Source organism: Vibrio sinaloensis, from assembly GCF_023195835.1.
GTDB lineage: Bacteria > Pseudomonadota > Gammaproteobacteria > Enterobacterales > Vibrionaceae > Vibrio > Vibrio sinaloensis_C.
In genome coordinates this window covers 829,019-846,231 of the sequence record NZ_CP096200.1, presented here as the reverse complement: position 1 = coordinate 846,231, position 17,213 = coordinate 829,019, and the positions used below count along the sequence as shown (strand labels likewise).

Genomic DNA, 17,213 nt, shown 5'->3' with positions numbered 1-17,213 from the left:
ATCGCTGTTATGAAAAAATCGATACTTTGCTCTGCTATTCTCGCCTCGCTGCTCAGTGTTTCAGCACAGGCACAAGATTTCAACGCGATCAACAAATCGGTCGACGACGACATTGTTGAAGCGGGTGATGTCTTAGTCATTGCTATCCCAGCCACAGGTTTGCTCGCCTCTTGGATTTATGACGATTTTGAAGGCGCCAAACAATTAACCTTTTCGGTCATTGCCGCGCAAACCATTACCGAGATAACCAAAAATACCGTTGGTCGTTATCGTCCCAACTCAGACATAGCGGGCGCGAGTTACAAGTCGTTCCCGTCTGGCCACGCAGCCGGGGCCTTCTCTGGTGCCGCCTTCTTGCACAGTCGCTACGGCGCAGCGTGGGGGCTCCCAGCTTATGCTGGCGCGACCTTTGTCGCGGCAAGCCGGGTACATGGTAACCGTCACTATGCTGACGATGTCCTAGCGGGCGCCAGTATTGGCTTTTTAGTCAATCAATTTTTCGTCAGCCCTTATACCAATGATGGCGTGGCTTTCTCGGCAGCGCCAAATGGCGATGGAGGCCTAACCTTAGGGGTTTCTATCAGCGACAAAGCCTTGCAGTACGACCAAGGGCGCGAGCGTGGTACGGGTGCACTGAAGAAAGAGCGCCGTCAGCGTTTCCAGCTTGACGTCGGCTTTAACACCACCGATTCATTGCGTGAACTTGGCGCGCAAGATTTGATGCCTAACTCACAGTTAGTCGATGACCACCAGCCGTTCTCTGCCGTCACTTACGAGTATCAACTGGACGACGACAGCTCATTTGATATCCAACTGATGCCAAGTGAGACACGTCGCTTTGGTACAGCGAGTGGCAATTTCAGCGTTGACAACAAAGTCTACAACGATGGCTCTGATGTTTACATTGCCTTCAAACAATGGAGTGTCGGTGGTTCGTACTACCAACACTATCAAGTTAACGACGATCTCAAGCTTTCAGCCGGGGCTGGCCTATACGGCTATTTAGTCGAGCTTGAGGCGGATTATTTGCGCGGTGGCCAATATGCCAAAGAGGGCGGTATCGAACTGATGCCATCTTTGACCGGTAAAATCAGCTATCAGTTGATTGGCGGGCTGTCTGCATTCGCCACTGGGCAATACCAATTTGCCGGCAGCAACAATGTCTCCTACGCCGAGGCGGGCCTAAATTATGCCCTAAACGACGAGTGGGATTTTGGCCTTAAGTACGCGACATCACGCAGCGATTGGCGCAGTGTGTCGGCCAAGTATCATTCAGACTCAGTGGTGCTGAGCTTCGCCAACCGTTTTTAATTTAGAACTCTACGCGCCTTGTTCACGCTTGGCGCGTCATACGACTCTCGCTCAAGGACCAGCGTGATTGACCATCAAGAGCCAACTAAGCAATGGAGCATCAACTCTTGATACCGACTTATTTCATGCAGGTTTATTATGAACTCATCTACATCTACATGGTCAACACTGACCAAACTCAGCTTGGCTCTGGCGTTGTGCAGCGCCTCGTACACCTCTAACGCTGGGCTACTTGACCAATTTAGCGATCCGCAAGATGGCCGAATGGATGCCAGTCAATTTATTCTCGACAACGCGACCGGTTTTTTGCCAATGCCAATCATGGTTACAGATCCTGCCGTTGGCGTTGGTGGCGGCGGTGCACTGCTGTTCTTCCATGAATCGGAGCAACGTAAACAAGCGCGTTTAGCCGGTGAAGAGGTGGCCAACATTCCGTCAAGTGTCTCTGGCTTAGTTGGGCTCGCCACCGACAATGGCACTAAAGTGTACGGTGGTTTTCACTCTGGCAACTGGTTTGACGACAAGGTTCGTTACCTGGGTGGGTTGTTTAAAGCCGACGTCAACCTTAAATATAACTTGGTCGACTCGGCGAATGTCGAGGTGAACTCCGATGCGGTGTACTTTTTTCAAGATATCGACGTCAGACTCGGTGAAAGTAACTTTTTTGCTGGAGCGAGCTATACCTATATGGCGACCAAAAATAGCATGCCATTGGTTGATCACCTCGTTGGTGAACCTGTGCCACAAGAGCTCTCTGACAGCGATATCGCCTTTAAGCTGACTTACGATAATCGTGACCATCAGTTTGCGCCCAATGTCGGTACCAAAGCCGGAGTGAAGGTCAATTACCACTCAGTCAACGTGCACGATGGTGCGAGTAGCGGCGATGACAAATACACCAAGTATCACGGCTATGTACACAATTATCGCCGCCTATCAGACAAGTGGGGGCTAGCTCTGCGCGGCGATGTTAAACGTGTTGAAGGCGACTACACCTTTTATGCCCGTCCGTTTGTAGATTTAAGAGGGATAGCCGCCATGTCCATTCAGGCCAGCAATACTGCCGTAGCCGAAGTTGAGGTCAGTTACGATATTGATGACCGCTGGACGGTACTTGGCTTTACCGGTGCCGGTGCGGCGTTTGAGAATGACACCCAAGCTGAAGATCTAAAATGGCATCAAGCAGGTGGCGCAGGTTTTCGTTACTTAATTGCTCGCCAATTAGGCTTAACTACTGGCCTCGATGTCGCCACTGGACCAAAAGAGACCGCGGTGTATATTCAGTTCGGCGGCGCTTGGTAACTCAACTTCGTTCATATCATCACTCTATCAGTCAGGCCTGTTGCATTCGCGCAGGCCTTTTTTATTCACACCAGCAATCATTGACACCCCGTCAATAGAGAAATTGCACCATCCATATAAATATCGAATAGTTATTAATTTAACCATTTGCCTCGTCCGATACATAATAGCTCCAACTTAAACGAACTAGGATATACCCCCATGAAAAGATCTCTATTAGCATTACTACTCGCAGGCATCAGTGCTGGCGCAATGGCAAACCAAGCTCCTGAGCAACAAGAAGTGAACTACGGTGATCCGACCGCGAGCTTCTCTACTGTAGGTATCAGTGGTACCCAAGACAAAGGTCAAGTGAATATGATGTACGGCGCAGGCGCTAACATCTTCCAACTCGACTTAGGTTTTGACAACACCAAAGACGCCGATGGCAAACGCCCAGATAGCAAAGACGCATTTAACTACCGCGGTCGCTACTTCCACGTCACCGATGGCCTTGGCTACTCTGTGGATGTAATGGGCAGCGCAGACAGCACTACGGTTCTTGGTGGTGCAATCTACAAGTTCACCGTAACCGACAACGTAATGGTGTTCCCAATGCTCTCTGCAGGTTACAGCGCATCTAAAGATGGTAAAAACAAGATTGGCCTAGAGAAAGATAGTGCCATTGCTCAAGCTGGCTTGTACGCAATGTACGGTTTTGATAGCGGCCACTGGCTCTACGCGAACCCTAAGACCACTTACCACGTTGAAGGCCAAGAGTTCACCAATCAAGTTGAAGTCGGCGGCGGCTACATGTTGACAGACAACATCTCCGTTGGTTTTAAAGTCGAACACACTGGCAAAATCAAAGGTACCGTTAAAAATGGACTAGGGGTAGGCAAAGACAAAAAAGAAGATACCGTAACTTGGCTGCAAGCTAACTACTACTTCTAACTAAGTTTGGGGCGCTTTGCCTATTTTCGCCCCGCTTAAAAAATGCAAATCCACTGCACGACACTTACTTTTTGCCCCACTGAGTTGGGGCTTTTTTTTGTCTAAGGCAGGCTTATTCAATCAAACGCACCACCAAGGAGCCTGGCGCACGTACCGATTCGACGTTGTGGCTGATCACTGTGCCCGCGGAGGGAGCATAGTAGGTCTGAACTTCATCGCCGAAGCTGTTGTATTGAGTAGCAAGCTTCTGTCCTTGCTCAACGTGCTCTAGCAACTCAACATGACAAACCACAAATCCACCTTGCTCAGCGCGGACACTAATAATCTTACTCCCCTCGATAACCCTTTGGTTGCTCGGTAGTAACTCTCCCGCAATCAGCTGATAAGCACGCAGTACGTTCAAAACACCCTCACTTGCTCGCTTGACCATAGTGAGATCGGTGTAACGCCCCACGCCAACTTCAATGGTAATCGAAGCAATGCCCGCTCGGTTATACACCGTCTCCAATATTCCGGGGTCACCCGGATCATTAAGAATCACATCTGGGTGAATTAAACGCGCCATTTTAAGTGCATCAGGCAAGCGGTAGTCGGCAAACGCGTACAGCGGATACGCGCTACCACTGGTTTGCGAGTGCAAATCAATCGCTAAATCTGCATTGGGTTTGAATAAGTTCTCCCATAAACTGTGGGCATAACGGCTGGCGTCATCGCCATGGGGATCCCCGGGAAACAGTCGGTTAAGGTTAGCCGATGAACTATCAGGCGCCGCCGAGTGAAAGTCGCGGCTATGGCGAGCAATGCCAGAAAGATTGACGGTCGGCACTATAGTGATGCAACCCGCTATCGCTTGCCCCTCCAGAGCTCGAGCGACTTGCTGGGCGGTGAGAATACCATTTTGCTCATCACCATGAACCCCGGCGCTGATCACGATGCGTTTTCCGGGCTTTTCGCCCTTAAACACTCGAACGGGCAGTGTTTGTGGATGGCCTATCGCGTCCGTCGCCACCGCAAACCAAAATTTGTGCTCTCCCGGCTCAAGTGCATTGACATCGAGCGCCTGAAGCGTTGGATACATGGGGACAATACATTCGTTGAGTGGTTTAGTCATCGCGCTCCTCACAAAAAAAGGCGGGGTTCGATTACCCGCCTTAGGTGTTTGTGTTGGCTACTTTAATACGTAAATAGGTGTTTGAGTAGCTTGGAGCTCATCAAACCCATGCTCGTTTAGGTTTCTTTGGTCGAGGTCACAACCACGCTGAATAGAATCAAGGCTCCGCCGAGCAGTTGAACTGGCGACAACGACTCTTGCAGCCATAGCATCGCAAATAATGCTCCGAACAGCGGCTCACTGCCCATCAACAGCGAAACCCGAGTCGGCGAAGTACGGCGCACTGCGTAGTTTTGTACGTAAAAGGCGAACAAAGTACAAAACAGCACTAAGTAAGCAACCAATAGCCAAAACTCATGGTTGGTCGGTATCACAATTTGCTCTGCGGGCAGATACGCCAATGCACAGACAATCGCTACAGCAGCTACAACCAGCGATTGCAACGAAGTGAGCGTGGTCGTGGTGATCACTTTTCCTTCAGTAAAACGCTTAGTCAGCGTGACCATGAGTGCTCGCAATACCGCTGCCGCCAGAATAAAGTAGTCGCCACTGTTTAATGACAGCTCAATGCTTTGATTACTGGTCAGCAATACCACGCCCACGACACTGCACACGGTGAGCATCCACAACGTATTGCTGACACGTTTTTTGTTGATCACTAACTCTGCAAACGCGGTCAAAATCACCGATAAGCTGATTAAAAAAGCCGCATTTGATGCTGTGGTCTGAGAGACCCCAAACACCTCACAGAAAAAAATCGCCGATAAAATAAAACCGGTTGGTATGGCTATCTTCCAGTCTTTGTTAAGTCCTCGGCGAAAGTCTCGAATCACTACAGGTAGCATACATAGAAAAGTGATCGAGAAACGAATCGATATAAATACCAACACACTGGTATAGAGCAACGCGCTCTTGGTTAGTCCGTAACTGGTGCCCCAAAAAATAGCCACCAGCAATAACAATGATTCGGTTAACGGAAACCTAAAACTTCCTTTTTTTAACTCACCCGCTGCCGTTGTCATCCTATTCCTCCATCTTGGTAAAAGCGATTACGAGTACATCCCTATACGCGCATTTATCGTTGCAAATCGGTGAAATAGCTGACACTTCATGCATTGTTGCCAGGTCGTCAGCCATCACCATGTCAAAAGTTTTTTCTAGTGTCAGTCGCTCCAACACATTTCGTTTATCATCGGTAATCACCGTTTCTCCACCAGTGATATTGGTGCGGCTAATCAGCATCGAAGCGATATAGGTCACCCCATCTCGATGCAGACCTTCGGGGGTGGGTTTCCCTTGTTCAAGCTCATCGGCAATAATTCGATATGGATGAAGTCGGATATTCCAATCGGTCCCCTCTCCTTGGGCCGCGTCGTAAATATCACTCATCATCAGCAGTAATTTTTCTAAGATCGGCGATAGGGTAAAACGGTCAGTCAGCGGCTCGAAATGGCGCTCAACGTCTCCGTTGAGCGGGTTGACTGAAGCAGGCTGCACATACGGTTCATGAGGCAACATCACTAGCTGGCGAGTATTCTTTAGCTTGTTGAACTGACCGTAACGTCGGTAGCGGTAACCACCACCATCAGCCATGTATCGGTCTCGTTCAAGTTGGCCCCAGCAGCTCATAAAACGCACCACTTCATCGACATTGGTCGACAGCATGCTGGTCATCTGCTTACCACTGACGAACACGTAGTCGTTTTGGTTGAGCAAGTTGGCGACCACCGACGCATGTTTTTCGCGAGGATTTTTAATGATGTCCATCAGAGGTGGCCTCCGTGTTGTGATCGCACTGTTGAACTGAAGATGTCAGTTCTATTGAGCGGCGACTGCGCTGGTGTGCAATGTCGACTTCCCAGTTGTCTCTATCACGCAGATATCGAGCGTTACTGGCGACAATGCTGGTCGCCAACGCCTGACCGCGTGATAGTTTGAAAAGAACACTGCCAGAGATAGACTCGGCAGTGTGAGCGATGAACGCATAACTGGCACTTTGCAACGGGCTTCCCCAACGGCCTTCGACCGCCTCTTGGGTCCACATCTCGTTTTGCATCGATTTAGCTTTGAGTACATCTGTGGGTAAGGTTGCTGTTTCCAGCAACTTATATGCTTTCATGAGGATGTGAGCAGCGGGTGCTTCGCGCACCTCTAATACTTTCTCATCGTCATCTAAATGGTCGAAACCGACGTAACGACCAATTTCATACGCGCCAACGTGGTTGTTAATGAAAGCAATCATTTCCCTAAGGTTTATCGGTAAGTCATTAATGGTGACCGGATACCCCTTACGAAATCCTATTTTAATTTGGTGCTGTTCGAGCTGTTGCTCAGGCTGCCAACGCGACCAGGTAAACAGTGATTCGGATAAGTTGAACCCTTCTGGATCGTCTAATACGCCCGATTCGAACTCGCGGCACCACAGGTTGGCATCACCGCTCACCGAACGTGATTTGAATCCAACCAAGCCTGAGTGAAACAGCGCATTGGCTTTCTCCTCGCGACTCAGCGCCGAGTATTCATACGGAGAGCCGTAGTAGCCTTGATAACCGCTTGCCTCAATCGCGCCGTTTAGCCTTCTGAGACTATTTTGCGATTGGTTCGCGGTATGGATGATGGCATCGCAGCCGAGCTGCTGCGCCACTTCTACCGCTTTGCTGGCAATGATTGGCCTTGATAAAGAAGAGCTGACCGGATAGTCGCCGAGATAGAGCGCCTGTGACTGGATAGCAGAGACGACACTGTGTTCAACAAACTCTTGCTGAGCATCTAACACCAGCAGGTCTACGCCATAATGGTTAGTGATGAGTTCGAGGTTGGCTCGGTCAATGCCTTCACCGAGGTCAACCACCAGAGCGGTCACTTTCACGTCGCTCTCTTTAAGGAGCTCCAGCAAATAACTGCTATCTAAACCACCACTAAAAAGGGTCAATACATGATTTACTGCCGTTGAGATCGTTTGAATATCTTCAATACTTCTTATTTTTTTCACGATGTCCTTTCCATCACTTTGTCATTCATTGACATATTTAGTATCCATCCGTAACTTAAGTGAAACAATATAGCGATATCGCAAAGGATTTTTGCACCATGGACACAAATAAACTTATTCCACTGCTGTCGGAGATGGCGATCTTCGTGAACGTGGTCGAGTCAGGCAGCTTTTCTAAAACGGCGCAAAAACTCGGTGTCTCCCCCTCATCGGTGAGTCGTTCCGTCACCCGATTAGAAAATGCGTTGCAAGAAAAACTTTTGGAGCGAACGACACGGCAAATGCGCTTGAGCACCACAGGCCAAGAGGTTTACAGCTTGTGTAGCGATATGATGAATTCGGCCAAGCTCGCAGTTTCTGCGGCTCAAGCCGATAAGAGTGAGGTCTCAGGCTCGCTGAGAGTCGCGGCGCCTAAAGCGCTATCACGCCAAGTATTGATGCCAATGGTGCTCGACTTTATTGACCTCTACCCCAGCGTCGCGCTGCAATTGAAAGTTGCGGACCACTACATTGACCCGATTGGTGATGAAGTCGATGTGATTATCCATATTACCGAAAAACCCACTGAGGGTTTGATTGCCAAGCCATTAGCAAACTGCCGCTTAGTGCTGTGTGCCAGCCCCAACTATCTGCAGCAACATGGCGTGCCGACTCACCCTGAAGATATCGCTCAGCATAACTGTTTATGTTTGGGAGAAAATCCGCGTGACCGAATCTGGGACTTTACCAACAATGCCAAAAGGGTGTCGGTCAATGTGAACGGCTCGTTTACCGTCAACCACAGTGAGATCCGCCGCGAGGCCGTGATCCGAGGCAAAGGAATTTCGGTGTTTCCTGAGTTTGCGATTCAATCCTACATCGCCTCCAAACAGGTGATTGAAGTGCTGCCAGATTGGCACGTCGGAGGCAAATACCAAGGCACGATTGTCGCCCAGTATGCGCAGTCGAAATTTATTCCGGGGCAAATAAAAACCTTTGTTGAATACTTACAACAAAGGTTTGTTCAAGACGCTTCAAGCGATACTGGGCTTCTGGGGCTAACGCGATAGCTGCGCCTCAAGGTGTGCTACTAACTGCTCTGCCAACTGATGAGTAGCAATATTGCGCGCCACAACCTCGCTTGGCACTTTTCCTTGCTCCACCACCGACAGCCAATCACTTATCATCGCCTCAAAGCCTTTGCTAGCCAGCATTGGCGTCCAGTCTTTTAGCGCCAGCGTGCGGTTTTCTCCCTCACTCCAAAACTGGCCTTGATAGAAAGAGTCAAACTCAAAGGCCTGATTGGTATAAGTCGCACTCACTCGCTCTTTGGTGATACCGAACTGACGGTTCATGGATGCATGAAGCAATGTTTGACCCGCCTGCCACTGGATATCCAGTCGCGCAAGCTGCTCGCCAGCAAACTGCTCGGTGATGTAAGCCCCTTCTAGGGTGGCACGACAATCTAGGTTAATACTGTCAAGCGGGTGGATGAAATCATCGAACACAAAGGTGCGAATATCACCCGGTAGATTCAAACGGTGTTTTTCCCAGCGTAGCGAGGTCAGTTTGCCAGGCTGCGCCAAAGCAAGCTCTGGCAGGTGCTGATTATAAAGCGGTATATGGCGACGGTTAAAGCCAACGTAGAGCGGTTGCTGATGTTTTTCAGCCAGTTCATACAATGCGTCGACCTGCTCAGCGCTTCCCGCCAGTGGCTTGTCGACAAAGGTTGCTACGCCTTGGGTGAGAAAATAGCTGGCAACCTGATGGTGAACCGCGGTGGCGGCATGAATCATGACCGCGTCGGGCTGAAAAGCGATAACGTCTCGGTAGTCTTGGCAAGATTGCGCTACTCGATGCTTTTGGGTCAACTGAGCCAAAACCTCCGCGTTGCGCGTGCAAAAAATCAACTCAACCCCTGGCCATTGGGTTATCACAGGTAAGTAAGCTTTTTGTGCGATATCACCCAGACCAATTATTGCGATTTTCATATCAGGTTAGCTCCATCTTAATACTCGAACCTCGTTCCCCGCTTCAGGCAAGCGAGGGATGTTCAGTGATAGTACAAATGAAATCAAGGCCATGCCAGCACCGATAAAAAACACCGCTGCGGGCGATACCAACCAAATAAAGCCAAACGTAACTGGAATAAACACCGCGGCGATATGATTGATGGTAAACGAGACGCCAGCCGTCGAGGCCATATCCGCCGGATCGGCAATTTTTTGAAAATAGGTTTTGATCGCAAGCGCCAAAGCAAAAAACAGATGATCAACCACATACAAGATCGCCGCCCACTGCGCGGTTTCGACCACCGCGTAGCCAACAAACACCGCGATTAAACCAGTGTACTCAAACATCAGCGCTTTGCGCTCACCCACCTGACCAATAAAGCGGCCAATACGCTTAGCGAACAGAAAGTTGAATAAGTAGTTGATTAAAAATAGTAAGGTGACGTCTGCCGCCGAGTAACCAAACTTCTCGACCATTAAAAATCCGGCAAACACGGTAAAGATTTGTCGGCGCGCGCCACTCATAAACGTCAGCGCATAGTAGAGCCAGTAACGCTTACGCAAAACCAGCTTCTTATTTTGTGTCACTTCAGTCTGAAACTGAGGAAAGCTCAAACTCATCCACGCCACTAGGGCAAAGCCGATACCACCAAAAACTAAGTAGACCCACTTAAACTCGAGTTGTAGCACCTCTAGGCAAAACCACAATGCGGCATAGGTCACTAATGATGCCAGCGCGCCCACCGAAATCATTTTGCCCAACATTTCTGGCGCTTCATCCTTGCTCAACCACTGCAAAGATAATGACTGCTTAAGGGTTTCGAAATAGTGAAAACCCGACGACATCAACAGGGTCGTCAGCAGCAGACCAATAAGGCTTGGGAAGAATCCGGTAATGGCTGTCCCCAAAGTAAGTGCCGCCAACGAGAGCAACATAAATCTCTGCTCGCGAATAAACACCAGCACAAACACAGCGGTAAAGGCGAGAAAGCCCGGGATCTCGCGGACACTTTGCAGCAAACCAATATCCGAGCCATCAAAGTTGGCTTTTTCAATCACAAAGTTATTGAGCAGCGCCATCCAACTTGAAAAAGCAATGGGGACGACGATGGAGATAACCAATAGAAAGTTTTGGGGAGTTTTCCAGCTCGCAGCGTGATTCATGCAGACTTCCTTATCCAACAACTCACTTAGAGTAAAGCGCAAACTGGCAACAAACAAACATTTTGTTGCGGTTGTCCTACCCGCCAGCAACCTTAACTCGCAGCAAAACCACCATGAGATAATTTTATTGAAAACAAGACTTTAACTATTTAACAAAACTGGTTATGTTGGAAAAATGTTCAACCCGTCGTTAAGGCAATAATATGGAAATAATAATACGTCCGACTCAAATCAGTGATGCCGCTGCATTGGCTGATATCTACTCCCAGCCCAAAGCACAACGGGAAACACTACAACTGCCTAAACCATCACTGGCGATGTGGACCAAACGATTGGAGAACATACCTGAAGGCGTCTACACGTTTGTCGCCGAAGTGGAGGGGCGAGTCGTCGGTAATATCGGTTTCGAGCATTCACAGCGACCGCGCACCTCCCATTGCGCCAGCTTTGGCTTAGGTGTGCATGATGATTTTCATGGGATGGGTATTGGCAGCAAATTGATTGCAACGGTGCTCGATTTGGCTGATAACTGGCTGCAAGTAAAACGGGTGCAAATAGAGGTCAACAGTGACAACGAGAAAGCCATCGCTTGCTATAAGAAGTTTGGCTTTGAGATAGAGGGCGAAGCTAAGTTTGGTTCCTATCGAGACGGCGAGTACATCAATACCTACTACATGGCCAGAATCAAACCCTAAACCGGCTAGGTGTACCTACAAGTATCTAGGGGTACGCCTTTAACTCTTGCAGCGCACGCGCGGTTAAGCTCTCGGTATACTCATTGATCTTCCAATGCCCAGGGTTCCAGCCTTTAACGAAACGCTGAAAATCTGCCCAGGCGATCGCGAATAGCGGCCGCCATGCTTGCTCCACCTCCGTTGGGCACAGCGACGGCTGACTCTCATTTAACGCACCTTTAAGGTGTGAAAAGTACTCATTTAATAACTCACTTTCCATAGCGGCACAATCCTGCGGGGCCACGGCGCTACTGATAAACAGAGCGACATCTTTCATTGCACAGCCTCGACCCACGTATTGAAAGTCGACCGCAGCGGCATGGTTGCCATCAGGGGTAAAGCAGAAGTTAGCCAACTTAGCATCGCCATGGATCAGGGTTTGATAAGGCGCTTGTGACAATACTCGATCAAGTTTGTCGGCACTCTGTTTCAACGCGATGTCTTGCAGCGCATGATATTCGTCCGGCCGCGTTTCAAGGTGCCAATAACTCCCTGTCGGCCAAAGCCCTCGCCCCTCACTGCCAATATGTTGCGCATGAAATTGTGCCAGCCAGTGCAGGCACGCGCTGATGTGATTTCGCTTTGGCGTACTCACTACCTGACTGTATCCAGCCAGTTGGAGATCTTCCATCAGCAAAAGAAATTGGTCCTGTTGCACTTGTAAGTAATGCTTTTTCGGCACTCGAGCGCGGCAATGATGGGCATGGTCGTCATACCAATTTAACTCAACTTGATAAGAACGCCACTTACGCTGATGGGAAAGAGGCGTGTTCCAACCTCTAGGGTGGGCCTGTTGGGTAGGCAGTTGAATATGTTTGACGATAACACTGGTGTCGCCAGCCTTTAGCCGAACCAACTCACCGTAGCCACTCCACAGCACTTGCAGCGTTTCAACGGAATCAATCTCGCCCAAGCCTAACTGAGTGAAAAGCGGTTGATATGGGTTGGTCATTTACTATGCCTTGAGGTGCGCCCACTCAGGGTGACGCTCAAGATAGTGCACCACGTAGCTGCACACGGGCTCAACTTTAACCTGCATGTTTTCCAGCTCTGCCAGCAGCGCTTCCATCATCACCTTGCCAAAACCTCGTCCTCGCAAGGCTTCAGGGACATGGGTTGCGGTGATCACATACACATCACCTTTCACAACATAGGTCACAGTTGCGTAATGCTGATCTTCCAAATGCACACGAAACTGACTGTTTTGTTGATCGAGAACAACCGTATTTGACATACCGACTCCCAAAAATGCTAACAAGTTCAAACTAATCAGGTAAATTGATGTTTGAACAATAAATAATCCAAACATAGAATTAGAGAGATCCGAGGTGTTCAATTGTCATCCGGACGCAATATTTTTACCCACCAACAAAACAATAACACGGTGGGCGCAACGGAGGCTAGATGAATACCCAGGCGGTAGCAAGAAACGATCAGCAGCACGCGGAGCGCAGTGTCTCTGTGCTCAACAGCACAGATGCCTTGGCAATGGTCGAACATGGCGGAGAACTCACGATAGGGATTTCAACCCCGGTCGGCACCACGTTCCGCTGTAAAACGTCTTTTATTGGCACCCACTCAAATAATGTGGTGCTCGCCGAATTGCCCAAAATTTCAGATGATGACCTAGAGTATTTCTTTCAAGAAGGGTTTTGGGCCACGGTGCGCGCAATTTCGCCTCGCGGTGAAGGGGCGGTTATCCATTTCAGAGGTCAATTGCAGCATGTGTTGACTTCACCGCTGCCGATTGTCGCTTTGTCGGTTCCACAAACCATGCAAGTGACCCAACTGCGCAAAGAGCCGCGTTTTGATGTCAACTTATCCGCCAAAGTCGTGGCAGAAAGCCACCGACTGGACTGTGAAATCCGTGACCTATCCAAAGGCGGGTGCCGTTTTATTACTGCGCCGTTAAGCCGCCCTTTCCAGGTCGGGGAAGAGATAGCATTGCAAGTGCAACTCAATACCCTGAAAGGCACCCAGTTTGAGCCTCTGTTTGGCAAAATCTGTAACCTGCAGCGCTCAATGCATTATGCGAGATACGGTGTGGCCTTCACTGACGGAGGTAAAAACAACGCCAAAGTATTACTCGGCCACCTTAAGTTTAACGGCACTAAGCTGACACTGAGATAGAATTTCAATTTGAGTGAACCACGCCCGGTAGTTGTGCCGGGCGTTTTTTTGTCCGTTCAAGCCGGCCTGATCAGCGATTCGATAAAGAAGCGATCGTTTCTGAATAGTGAAAGCAAGGGAAATAAGCGCCAATCAAACGCGACAGTGTTCATTGAATCACATTACGCAGATAAAAAAAGAGCCAAACGCAATAGTGCATTTGGCTTATATATAGTGTGAACAAATCGCATTCACTAACAACGTCAGTTGGCTAGGTGACCCTCGGCTTAAGAAGGGTCGATTTAAACAATGCAGATTGCGTGCCAACTACAAAAAGTAGGGTTTATTTGTGGTGAGCCGCATTATTTAAGCAAAAACTTATCTTAAAATGCAATATGAAAATTGCATTTTGCAAACAATTGCAAATATATAAGAAACTACATTCCTATAAACACTTCTATCAACGTTGATTTGGCGATACTTTTTTGTGTGCAGAATCGATATACTCACTGCACTCATTTTTCGCATTAATTGACTATGAATTATTTGTCTACATTTCTGAAAGGTATGGCGATGGGAGCCGCAGATGTGGTTCCTGGTGTATCTGGCGGTACGATCGCGTTCATCACCGGTATTTACGACACTTTGCTGGAAAGTATTCGTCGAATTAACCCAAGCGTACTGGGAATCTGGAAACGCCAAGGGTTTAAAGCGGCGTTTGAACATATCAATGGCTGGTTTCTGATTGCCCTGTTCGGCGGTGTTTTCACCAGTATTGCCACACTCGCTAAGCTGATTTCTTGGTTATTGGTGACGCACCCGATCCCGCTGTGGTCATTTTTCTTCGGCCTGATCTTGGTCTCTGTGTTTCATATGCTGAAGCAAATCGAGCAACGTAGCGTCAGCCGAGCAATATTGCTCGCCCTAGGCGTTGGTTTTGCGTACACCATCACCATACTCAACCCACTGCAACTTGAGCCTACGAGCATCAATGTGCTGTTTGCTGGCGCTATCGCCATTTGTGCGATGATCTTACCCGGTATTTCTGGCAGTTTTATTCTGCTGCTGATTGGCATGTACGCGCCCGTGCTTGGCGCAGTGAAGTCATTCGACATCCAAGTGTTGGCGCTTTTCCTAACGGGCTGCGTTGCAGGCTTATTGAGCTTCTCACATGTGCTCTCTTGGCTGCTAAAGCACTTTCGCGATCTAACTTTAGTATTTTTGACTGGTCTGATGCTTGGCACACTACCCAAAATCTGGCCGTGGAAAGAGACCATCAGCTGGCGAACCAACTCGAAAGGCGAGCAAGTCCCTTTGGTTGAGCACAATCTTACCCCGTTCGATTTTGAAGCGGTCACCTCGCAGTCATCACAACTTGGCATGGCAATCCTCTGTATGCTGTTTGCCATCGTGCTGGTACTCGGGCTCGAAAAGTTCGCCGAGCAGCGCGATATCTAACCCAGTCAGCACCGAGATCAACTTAGCGACCTTGATGGTCGCTTTTTTCTCTCTATAAATACAAATGAGAATTAATTGCACATGTAAGTTATTTTATTTAAGCTGAGGCGATTAATTTCTCTCTCCTTCCACCCACCATGACTGAGCATGTTTTTTTCGACACCCTTTTTGATCACGCACGGAAAGTCACGCCATATCTCGACGGTCAAACCACTGAGAACTCAGAGATCACCGCACCGATTGTGCAACCTGGTCAACCTAGCGCCGAGGTGATTCAAGCTCTGTATCGAGAGCTTAAAGAGGCTCACCCTGAAGCGGGTCCCGCGTATTGGTTAACTCGCACGTGGACCTTACTGTGCTGGCAACCCATTTATGTCGCCTTTGTCTCGATTTACGCCTGTCGCGGCTTACCAATGCTCTCGAGCATGGTGCAGAGTGTTCAACCTAGATTCATCAGTGGTTTTCACTTTGGTTCGCTGCACTACATACAAGGCGAGCCCCAGCAGCTGATTGTTCAAGCGGGTCAACAGTTGGTGGCCATGTTTGATGAATATCGCGAGCAAATGGCGCAGTGGACTCGAATTCGACCTGGGTTTACTCAGCACCTATTCGCTGATGGCATACTGGGTTGCATGGTGAAACTGCACCAGTTCTATCCCAACTTGGCGGGCGATTATCTGCTGCAACATGCCAAGTGGTGGCTGAGCGCGTGTAATTTACCCGAGAAACTGTTGCAGTCACTGCACTACGATAACAACACTCACTCGCTCACTTTGGTTCGCACCAGTTGCTGTTTGGTCTATAAATGTGAGGGGCGCAGCTTCTGCCGAGATTGCCCTCGTCACCCCGACAACAAACTCTAGGTTTGCACCACGACCGCTTTCGAATGGGCGATATAGGCAGTCAGCACGATCAGCAAGGCAAACAACACACACAGATAGATAGGGTATTGTGGCGATAAGGTAGCGCTAAATGCCAGCAGAGACGCGAGCCCGTAGCCCAAGGTGTGCGACATCGCGATATATCCCGCCACCGCGCCCGATGCATCCGGGTACTGGGCTGTGGCTGCCGATGTGTAGGCTGGCACCAGCAGCGCCGCTCCAATAGCTGCTAAGCTCATGGCGACTAACAATACCCAAATCACATCCAGCAAAAATAGGGCGAGTCCCAACAGCAACAGTACTGAGCCGATTCGATACATACGCTCGGGCGATAGGCGTTTTTTCTTAATGACCAACAACTGGGTAATAAAGGTACAGGCTGCGCTCACCGTGAGCAGCACGCCGATCGCATCACTGATTTGGCTGGTTGACCAAGCGGTGATCGAGCCGATCAACGGTGAGAAGCTATATTGCAGCAGAGCAATAACCGCACACAGCAGTAAACCACTCAATAAATAGCGCCACAGGCGAGGTCCAGGTAACCAAGGCAGTGCCGCATCTTGGCCCTTTTTTGCCACAGCTGTGGCCGGCGCAGGCAGCAATCCCGCACCGAGCAGCGCTATCAACGGCAGCAGTACCATGGTCACTAAAGGCGCAAACGGCGAGGCTTTTAGCGCCACTATCGAGACCAATGGGCCGAGCAACCGACCAACACTTAAGCCCATGCTCACCGAGGTAATCGCTTGCAATCGATGTTGCTCGCCACACAGCACAATCGCCCAGTGTTGGCTGGCCGGAACCATGCCAGATACCGTGCAGCCATAGATGATTCGCGCCACCACCAAACCCATCAAGCACGGCACGTATCCTAACTGGTTATCACGACTGACAATGGCAAACAGCGCCAGTAAACCAAAGCTCAGCGCCATCCCAGCCAAAGCTTGAATCACGACTCGCTTGGGGCCGTGTTTATCGCTAACGCGCCCCCAAAAGGGGGCAGAGGGCAGAAACAGTAAGCTTCCGAGGGCAATCAAAATAGACCAAGTAGGCAGATCAAACGCAGACTGTTCGACCAAAAATGGCAACGAAACCAATAAACCATTCTGACCAATACCCATTAATGCAGCCGCCAACGCAATCACGGCCAACTGAGAAGAGTGTTTTTTTATTGTAAGCATAAGCACAAACGCTAGATACAACTGACTCACGCCAGCCCAAGCATCCCGA

At 49.4% G+C, this 17,213-nt stretch carries 17 protein-coding genes; 8 read left to right on the top strand and 9 right to left on the bottom strand.

The genetic code is table 11. From position 1 onward, the window contains the following. Positions 1–9 precede the first annotated feature (9 nt). The 3 genes from MTO69_RS17335 (at position 10) to MTO69_RS17325 (ending at position 3,546) form a co-directional block, all read left to right on the top strand. The gene (locus MTO69_RS17335; protein WP_248334685.1) at positions 10–1,311 is read left to right on the top strand and encodes a phosphatase PAP2 family protein; all 1,302 of its coding nucleotides are present in this window, start codon (positions 10–12) and stop codon (positions 1,309–1,311) included. Between the two features lie 138 nt (positions 1,312–1,449). Further along, positions 1,450–2,613: a glyceraldehyde-3-phosphate dehydrogenase gene (locus tag MTO69_RS17330; protein ID WP_248334684.1), complete on the top strand. Its 1,164-nt coding sequence runs from the start codon at positions 1,450–1,452 to the stop codon at positions 2,611–2,613. Positions 2,614–2,814: 201 nt separating this feature from the next. After that, positions 2,815–3,546, top strand: a complete 732-nt coding sequence (locus MTO69_RS17325) for a hypothetical protein (protein ID WP_248334683.1) — start codon at positions 2,815–2,817, stop codon at positions 3,544–3,546. 112 nt (positions 3,547–3,658) lie between these two features. Here MTO69_RS17325 and MTO69_RS17320 read toward each other — a convergent pair whose 3' ends face one another. The 4 genes from MTO69_RS17320 to MTO69_RS17305 all read right to left on the bottom strand — a co-directional run bounded on the left by MTO69_RS17320 (position 3,659) and on the right by MTO69_RS17305 (position 7,649). Further along, a complete protein-coding gene (locus MTO69_RS17320) occupies positions 3,659–4,657 on the bottom strand; it encodes a succinylglutamate desuccinylase/aspartoacylase family protein (RefSeq protein WP_248334682.1) in 999 nt (332 codons plus the stop codon). A gap of 116 nt (positions 4,658–4,773) precedes the next feature. Beyond that, complete coding sequence (locus MTO69_RS17315) at positions 4,774–5,679, bottom strand: DMT family transporter (RefSeq protein ID WP_248334681.1); 906 nt, start codon at positions 5,677–5,679, stop codon at positions 4,774–4,776. A 1-nt stretch (position 5,680) separates the two neighbouring features. Next, complete coding sequence (locus tag MTO69_RS17310) at positions 5,681–6,424, bottom strand: 2OG-Fe dioxygenase family protein (protein ID WP_248334680.1); 744 nt, start codon at positions 6,422–6,424, stop codon at positions 5,681–5,683. Further along, entirely contained in the window at positions 6,411–7,649 is a 1,239-nt protein-coding gene (locus MTO69_RS17305; RefSeq protein ID WP_248334679.1) for an argininosuccinate synthase-related protein, read from the bottom strand. The genes MTO69_RS17310 and MTO69_RS17305 overlap by 14 nt, the downstream gene beginning before the upstream one ends. 98 nt (positions 7,650–7,747) lie before the next feature. Here MTO69_RS17305 and MTO69_RS17300 point away from each other — a divergent pair, with 98 nt between their 5' ends. After that, positions 7,748–8,698 (top strand): LysR family transcriptional regulator, encoded by a 951-nt coding sequence (locus MTO69_RS17300; protein WP_248334678.1) that lies wholly within the window; start codon positions 7,748–7,750, stop codon positions 8,696–8,698. Here the strand turns inward: MTO69_RS17300 and MTO69_RS17295 are convergent. Further along, positions 8,687–9,619 carry a Gfo/Idh/MocA family protein gene (locus MTO69_RS17295; protein ID WP_248334677.1) on the bottom strand — a complete coding sequence of 311 codons (933 nt, stop codon included), beginning with the start codon at positions 9,617–9,619 and terminating at the stop codon, positions 8,687–8,689. The genes MTO69_RS17300 and MTO69_RS17295 overlap by 12 nt on opposite strands. A 6-nt stretch (positions 9,620–9,625) precedes the next feature. After that, positions 9,626–10,804 carry an MFS transporter gene (locus tag MTO69_RS17290; RefSeq protein ID WP_248334676.1) on the bottom strand — a complete coding sequence of 393 codons (1,179 nt, stop codon included), beginning with the start codon at positions 10,802–10,804 and terminating at the stop codon, positions 9,626–9,628. Between the two features lie 203 nt (positions 10,805–11,007). On the opposite strand from MTO69_RS17290, the gene MTO69_RS17285 reads away from it, so the two are divergent. Next, positions 11,008–11,499, top strand: coding sequence for a GNAT family N-acetyltransferase (locus MTO69_RS17285; RefSeq protein ID WP_248334675.1), 492 nt, complete (start codon positions 11,008–11,010; stop codon positions 11,497–11,499). A 25-nt stretch (positions 11,500–11,524) separates the two neighbouring features. Here MTO69_RS17285 and MTO69_RS17280 read toward each other — a convergent pair whose 3' ends face one another. Both MTO69_RS17280 and MTO69_RS17275 read right to left on the bottom strand, forming a co-directional pair. Next, complete coding sequence (locus tag MTO69_RS17280; protein WP_248334674.1) at positions 11,525–12,490, bottom strand: phosphotransferase; 966 nt, start codon at positions 12,488–12,490, stop codon at positions 11,525–11,527. A 3-nt stretch (positions 12,491–12,493) separates the two neighbouring features. Next, a complete protein-coding gene (locus MTO69_RS17275) occupies positions 12,494–12,772 on the bottom strand; it encodes a GNAT family N-acetyltransferase (RefSeq protein ID WP_248334673.1) in 279 nt (92 codons plus the stop codon). A 170-nt stretch (positions 12,773–12,942) separates the two neighbouring features. Here MTO69_RS17275 and MTO69_RS17270 point away from each other — a divergent pair, with 170 nt between their 5' ends. From MTO69_RS17270 to MTO69_RS17260, 3 genes are all read left to right on the top strand, one after another. Continuing rightward, the gene (locus MTO69_RS17270; RefSeq protein ID WP_248334672.1) at positions 12,943–13,668 is read left to right on the top strand and encodes a flagellar brake protein; all 726 of its coding nucleotides are present in this window, start codon (positions 12,943–12,945) and stop codon (positions 13,666–13,668) included. Between the two features lie 516 nt (positions 13,669–14,184). Beyond that, positions 14,185–15,105, top strand: coding sequence for a DUF368 domain-containing protein (locus tag MTO69_RS17265; RefSeq protein ID WP_248334671.1), 921 nt, complete (start codon positions 14,185–14,187; stop codon positions 15,103–15,105). 137 nt (positions 15,106–15,242) lie between these two features. Next, positions 15,243–15,968, top strand: coding sequence for a siderophore ferric iron reductase (locus MTO69_RS17260; RefSeq protein ID WP_248334670.1), 726 nt, complete (start codon positions 15,243–15,245; stop codon positions 15,966–15,968). Here the strand turns inward: MTO69_RS17260 and MTO69_RS17255 are convergent. Then, on the bottom strand, positions 15,965–17,164 hold the full coding sequence (locus tag MTO69_RS17255) for an MFS transporter (RefSeq protein ID WP_248334669.1): 1,200 nt from the start codon (positions 17,162–17,164) through the stop codon (positions 15,965–15,967). The genes MTO69_RS17260 and MTO69_RS17255 overlap by 4 nt on opposite strands. Between the last annotated feature and the right edge of the window lie 49 nt (positions 17,165–17,213).